This window comes from Marinomonas profundimaris (assembly GCF_000508165.1).
Taxonomy (GTDB): domain Bacteria; phylum Pseudomonadota; class Gammaproteobacteria; order Pseudomonadales; family Marinomonadaceae; genus Marinomonas; species Marinomonas profundimaris.
In genome coordinates, this window is sequence record NZ_AYOZ01000013.1 from 47,119 (window position 1) to 53,328 (window position 6,210).

At 44.9% G+C, this 6,210-nt stretch carries 6 protein-coding genes; 3 read left to right on the top strand and 3 right to left on the bottom strand.

Translation table 11 applies throughout. The features are described 5' to 3' along the window. Positions 1–33 precede the first annotated feature (33 nt). Positions 34–807 carry an endonuclease/exonuclease/phosphatase family protein gene (locus D104_RS28035; protein ID WP_024023982.1) on the bottom strand — a complete coding sequence of 258 codons (774 nt, stop codon included), beginning with the start codon at positions 805–807 and terminating at the stop codon, positions 34–36. 51 nt (positions 808–858) lie between these two features. Continuing rightward, the gene (gene cls, locus D104_RS28040; RefSeq protein WP_024023983.1) at positions 859–2,313 is read right to left on the bottom strand and encodes a cardiolipin synthase; all 1,455 of its coding nucleotides are present in this window, start codon (positions 2,311–2,313) and stop codon (positions 859–861) included. Positions 2,314–2,486: 173 nt separating this feature from the next. Between cls and D104_RS28045 the strand changes: the two genes are divergently transcribed. Continuing rightward, positions 2,487–3,203, top strand: coding sequence for a pseudouridine synthase (locus D104_RS28045; protein ID WP_024023985.1), 717 nt, complete (start codon positions 2,487–2,489; stop codon positions 3,201–3,203). Between the two features lie 78 nt (positions 3,204–3,281). Here D104_RS28045 and D104_RS28050 read toward each other — a convergent pair whose 3' ends face one another. Next, positions 3,282–3,653: a glutathione S-transferase N-terminal domain-containing protein gene (locus D104_RS28050; RefSeq protein ID WP_024023986.1), complete on the bottom strand. Its 372-nt coding sequence runs from the start codon at positions 3,651–3,653 to the stop codon at positions 3,282–3,284. Positions 3,654–3,834: 181 nt separating this feature from the next. On the opposite strand from D104_RS28050, the gene D104_RS28055 reads away from it, so the two are divergent. Both D104_RS28055 and D104_RS28060 read left to right on the top strand, forming a co-directional pair. Then, entirely contained in the window at positions 3,835–4,494 is a 660-nt protein-coding gene (locus tag D104_RS28055; RefSeq protein ID WP_024023987.1) for an NADPH-dependent FMN reductase, read from the top strand. Positions 4,495–4,692: 198 nt separating this feature from the next. Continuing rightward, positions 4,693–6,210, top strand: a 1,518-nt coding sequence (locus D104_RS28060; RefSeq protein WP_024023988.1) for an L-lactate permease, incomplete at its 3' end; no start/stop codon positions are given.

The window sequence follows — 6,210 nt, forward strand, 5'->3', positions numbered from 1 at the left end:
ATCCGTTTATGAGAGCGACATCAAAACGAGGCATTATTTTGTGTCAGCCGCAGTTCGCGTCCGTAAGGTTAGGCTGATGGGGTAGTGATCAGACGAGTGAATGTGCGTATGCACGTGCGCATCGACAACGTCTAAACCACGATAGTAAACATGGTCGAGGTGGCGGAACAAATGACTCAGCCTTGGCTGTCGTATCATGGTCGCTTCTGTTAATGAAAATAAGAGCGCGAGCGCATTAAAATATCGCATCCTTTTACCATTCCATGTGTTGAAATCTCCTGCGAGTAAAACTGGTCCGTCATGGTGTTCCAGCGTTTGGAAAACTTGGTCTAGGTGGGCTTTGAATTTATTGAATGACACAAAATTTATCAGGTGAGAATTCACAACGAGCAGGGCTTGTTCATGGCCATCGAGAGGGTATTCGGTTGCCAGCAACATTTTTTTGGTCTTTGATAAAGGTTCACAATGTTCTGAAGCGGAAAAATAGTGTTTATTTGCCGCCACACTCGCACCCGTTTTTACACCTGTTTCTATATTGGTTTTCACGTGTCTGAAGCTGCGTGCCATGACCCATTGGTGCTGAAAAGATTTTTCAAAATGGCCATCAAAAGGCGAGTTTAGAATCGCTTCCTGCAAGAGCACTAAATCTTTGTTGCTAATGAGTTGCTTGAAGTCTTCTTGCCATCCTTTTTTTTGGCATTTAAAAACATTCCACAGCAAGACATCGATATTTTCCCCCAGGCTTTGTTTTGGCGCATGCCCCATTATTTTTATGGACTCGACGGCGTTGTAACGGCTTTTAATCATGGAAAATGGCCTTCAATAAACGTTTGGCGTTCAGGTGATGAAGCGAGTTCATTACAGGTAAGGTGAAAATAAACGAAACAAGTTATTACGCACCCTTTTATAAAGCGGCTTACTGTTTAGTTGCTCGTTTAGGATGAGCGCCGAATTTTGTTTTTTTAAGGCAAACAGCGTCGTCAGCTCTTTGTTTAGGGTTTTATCAAAACATTCTAGGTTGATTTCGAAATTGAACTCCAGACTTCGGGCGTCCCAATTGGTGGAGCCGACAAATGACCAAATATCGTCTATGAGGACGATTTTACTGTGGTCAAAGGGCCTTTTGTTTTTGTAAATTCTGATGCCATATTCCATCATTCTGGCGAAATTGGCTTCCATCACCCAGTCTAAAAATGGAATGTTGCTGTTTTTTGGCACAATGATTTCGACTGATATACCTCGTAATGCCGCAGCATGAAGCGACGTCATGAGTGTTTGGTCGGGAATGAAATAGGGTGTCATAATTTTAACGCTCTTTTGAGCACAGACTAAGGCGTTGATTAATGTCCAGCGTATTTTATTGTGGTGTTCATCTGGACCATCTTGAATGACACGAGCAATGACGGATGATTCGCTTTCCGGTGTCAGTGGATGTGGTTTAAAAGCGGGGAATTGTATTAACTCGCCGGTGGCAAAATACCAATCTTCCATAAAGACCTGACTAATTTGATCAATCACTGGGCCTTTTACTTTGAACTGCACGTCATCAACGGGATGTTTTGCCGATCCAACCATGTTGCTTTGACTGATGTTCATGCCGCCAATGTACGCTACGTCACCGTCCACGCAGAGTATTTTTCGGTGATTTCTTAGGTTAATAAAACGGATGCCAGTCAGCGAAATGGCGGGTAAAAAACGACTGGCTTTTACGCCGCGTTTTTTTAATGCTCGATCCGATTTATGCCAGCTATAGCCAACGCCAATGCCGTCTAATAAGACGTTTACTATCACGCCTCGTTGGTGCGCTTCGGCCAACGCATTCACAAATTGGCGTCCAACGGCGTCGTAATCAAAAATATAGCTTGATAACACGACATAGTGTGTTGCGTTGTGGATGGATTCAATCATTTCTGGGTAGGCGGTGTCGCCATTTATCAGTGGTTCAATACGGTTGTTTTCTAGGTGATTAACAGGGTGAATGGTATGACCTGCGATAATGGAGGAGTGCCAGTTTTTCGGCAGGTTATGAAACTCGATGCCTTTTTTCGGATGGCGGATATCTTGTTTGCGGGTTTGAGGGTGTTTTTTTTGCGCTAAGCGCTTGATGCGATTGATGCCAAACAACCAATAGAACAGACTTCCAATAATGGGGGAAAGTATCGCAAGGCCAATCCAAGCCAAAGAGGTCCGTTCGTTCTCTTTGAAAAGCAGTACATGCAAGGATGTCAGAATAGAAAGGCTGATGTGAAAAACAACAATGATGGTGACCCAATGGACGTTAACCCATTCAAACACGATTTCAAATAATGACATAAAATCCAACTCAAAAAACAGGTTGCTACATAGATGACATCATTACACTAATGGCTGGACGATGCTATTCATCATAAAGCGCCTGCAAAGCGAGAGGGAAGTAGAGCAGGTCATAAACGCCGCTGATAAATTGAATAAGCCGTTGAAAAAATGGGCTTAAAAAGCATAATGGCATGCTTCTAACCGTTTTTATGTTGTCCATCATGCGTCTTGATAAATTTGTGTGTAAAAGTACCGAACTCAGCAAAAAGGACGCTATTCAATGTATTCAGAATGGCGATGTTTGTGTGAATGGCGACATTACGATAAACGAAGCCACGCAAGTGCATGAAAACAACACCATCCTCTTCAATGGCGTGACGTTAAAGGCGCGCGCTTTTCGTTATATTCTCTTGCATAAGCCTGCAGGAACCATCTGTTCCAATATCGATGAAGTGTATCCATCACTGTTCAATGGTTTAGACATCGATCACGCCTCAGAACTTCATATCGCGGGGCGTTTGGACGCCGATACAACAGGATTGGTATTGATCACAGATGACGGGCGTTGGTCGTTTCATATTACGCAGCCAGTGAACGACTGCCGTAAAGTGTATCGTGTGACATTGTCCAGAGCACTAGGCGATGATGTCGCGATGAAATTCAAACAAGGTGTACAATTGCAAGGCGAGCAAGGTTTAACTCGTCCCGCTGAACTGGTCAATGTGTCGCCAAGAGAAGTGCTGTTAACCATTACCGAAGGCAAGTTTCATCAAGTAAAGCGTATGTTCGCCGCGGTTGGCAATCGTGTGGTTGGTTTGCATCGAGAAAAAATTGGCGAAGTTCAGTTGGATGTCGATGTCGGTCAATGGCGGTATTTAACCGAAGATGAAATTAGGTCTTTTGGTTAGTTATAAAAAAACGGCGTCTATAAAATAGGCGCCGTTTTTTTATGCCTCGAGATCTTTAAGAAAGCGGTTTAACCGTCTTTAAGCAAAGCGGGTTTCAAGATAACGAATGATGTCTGAAGATTCATACATCCATTCGACTTTGCCATCTTCTTCGATGCGTAGGCAAGGGACTTTAATTTGACCGCCGCCAGTCAAGAGTTCTTCGCGGTGAGGTGAACCTTCAGACGCGCTGCGCATTTCAATTGGTAGATTGAGTTTGTAGATGGTACGACGAGTTTTGATGCAAAAAGGGCAAGCAAAAAATTGATAAAGCGCCATGCTTTTTACGTCATTGTTCACCTGTTGTTGTTTCTCAGGAGTGCGTTTTAGCTTTGTGCCTCGGGTTGCGAGATCTAGGATCACTATGATGCAACCGAGTAGGTTGCGGATAAGGCTAATGAGTATTTTCATGGGATCGCTCGCTGCTTTCAAATAAATGAGGAATATCAAATCGCGGCTATTCTAGCGGTAAAGCGTCGATGGTTTAAGTGCCAGAGCAGAATGTTTTTAAAAGATGACGTTATTTGTGCCATGATCATCGCACTGCGGTCACAATACATCGATTTTTTTTAATAAAAGGATGCGCTATATTATGAAGTTTCTCCTATTTTTAGGAACGGTTAGAAACAGCACACCGCCGCGACCTGCTCGTTTAGGTGAACGCGTAGCGAAAGCCAGTTTTGCGTGTTTTCTTAGTCAGCATTCTGAGCATGAAATCGAATTGGTTGATGCGTTAGATTATCCATTAGAACCTGTATTTAAGCCGCATTTTTCCTACTCGAAAAGTCAGGTGCCACCAAAGCTGGAGGCGTTGGCCCAGAAAATAGCGTCTGCAGATGGCTATATTATGGTGAGCCCTGAATACAATCATTCGATGAGCCCGGCGTTGGCGAATTTGCTCAACCACTTTGGCAGTTCCTTGTTTTCATACAAGCCGAGCGCGATCGTGACGTATTCGGCGGGGCAATGGGGCGGTATGCGAGCGGCAATTGGCATGCGTAGTTTCTTATCTGAGTTGGGTTGTTTGCCTGTTTCTGCGATGATTCATGTGCCTAAAGCTCAGGCAATTTTTTCAGCAGAGGGGAAGGTGCAATCTGGAGAAGACGAGGCCGAATGGTTTGGGTATTTTGGTCGCACTTTGAACCAGTTGGTGTGGTGGGCGCAAGCGGCGAAGGTGAATCGAGATGTTGTGGATCCTCAAACTCTAGCCAGCGCATTTAAACGCGATCCTTCTCAACGAGACGCGCCTTAGTGTGTCGATCGAATTAGAAAAAAAAGGGTTGTCTGTTCGTCGGATGACCCTTTTTTATGGGTATTTTTTATGACAGTGATCAATAGGGCGATAAGAAAGACTGAGTAAACTGTGCTTTATGGCGTGATTTTCGCAACCGATAGGGTCAATACCGGATCAATCGATTGGCTATACTTCTAAAAAAATCCAAGGAAAAACATGAATACACTCGTGTCTGGTTTGCCCATTTTGTTATTGATTTGGGCGATGACAAAGCACAAGGCGGTGCCATCCCATATTGCGTTGCCTATGACGGCGCTGTTGATTGCGTTGATTCAGTTATTGTTCTTTGAGGCGGATGTTCGGTTACTCAGCGCGAATATCATTGCGGGTGTTTTATCGGTTTCTACGCCCATTTCGATTGTCGCGGGCGCTATTTTATTGAATCGTATACTTTTTTATTCCGGTGCCGAATCGGTACTGAGCCAGTGGCTGAAAAGTATCAGTGCGAATAAAGTGGCGCAGTTGATGATCATCGGTTGGGCATTTGCGTTCATGTTAGAAGGTGCGTCTGGTTTTGGCACGCCTGCCGCGATAGCCGCTCCGATTTTAGTCGGCTTGGGTTTTCCTGCCATTTCGGTGGCCATTTTTGCTCTAGTGATGAATTCGGTACCTGTGTCGTTTGGCGCGGTCGGTACACCAATTTGGTTTGGTTTGTCGGGCCTGTCTCTGTCAGACACTCAGTTTATGGAGATAGCAAAACAAACCGCGTTATTGAACAGTTTGGCGGCGTTGGTGATTCCCTTTATAGCGTTACGTTTTTTGCTCGGCTGGCAGGAAATACGTCAAAATACGGGTTTTATCTTTCTCAGTGTTCTTTCTTGTACTGTGCCTTATGTGTTGTTCGCACAGTGGAATTACGAGTTTCCTGCATTGATTGGCGGCGCGATTGGCCTGACGCTGAGTGTGGTGTTGGCGAAAAATGGCATTGGATTAACGTCGTCGCTGGATGATGTTTTTGTCGACGGTAATGCATCGAAATGGGCTGTGGCAAAGGTGTTTATTCCCTTTGTTTTGCTGATTGTGATCCTGATTGTGACGCGTGTTCCTCAATGGGGGCTGAAAGACGTGCTGAACACGTTATCGCCATGGTGGACGGCGTCGCTTGGTAATGCGGAATTTGAGGTGAGTAAAGCACTGGTTTTCAGTCTTACCGGTATTTTAGGAACCGAGGTAAGCTGGCAATACAAAAGTCTTTATGTACCAGCGATGATTCCATTTTTGATTGTGTCGTTACTTTGTATTCCTCTTTTTGCTATGTCTCGGACCCGTGTTGTGAGTGCGTTTCGTGATACAGGGCGGCGGTTGTTTTTGCCCATGTTGTCGTTGATGGGTGCATTGATGATGGTGAATTTGATGATGCAAGGTGGAAACGACGCGCCGATGTTACTGTTAGCGCAAGCGTTCGCTGGATTGCTCGGTGATAGTTGGGGTTACGCCGCGGCGTTACTGGGTGCGTTAGGGTCGTTCTTTTCTGGGTCAGCGACGGTGTCAAATTTAACCTTTGGTGGCATTCAATTGGGAATAGCGGAACAAGTCGGGCTGCCGGTAACACTTGTGCTGGCGTTGCAATCGGCCGGTGCTGCGATGGGCAATATGGTGTGTATAAATAACATTATTGCTGTGTCGACCATTTTGGGTATAGCGAATAAAGAAGGCTTTATTATAAAACGAACC

Excerpts from the sequence above, each read along its gene's own strand:
- D104_RS28035 (WP_024023982.1), bottom strand. The coding sequence starts at position 807 with ATGATTAAAAGCCGTTACAACGCCGTCGAGTCCATAAAAATAATGGGG.
- cls (WP_024023983.1), bottom strand. The coding sequence starts at position 2,313 with ATGTCATTATTTGAAATCGTGTTTGAATGGGTTAACGTCCATTGGGTC.
- D104_RS28045 (WP_024023985.1), top strand. The coding sequence starts at position 2,487 with ATGCTTCTAACCGTTTTTATGTTGTCCATCATGCGTCTTGATAAATTT.
- D104_RS28050 (WP_024023986.1), bottom strand. The coding sequence starts at position 3,653 with ATGAAAATACTCATTAGCCTTATCCGCAACCTACTCGGTTGCATCATA.
- D104_RS28055 (WP_024023987.1), top strand. The coding sequence starts at position 3,835 with ATGAAGTTTCTCCTATTTTTAGGAACGGTTAGAAACAGCACACCGCCG.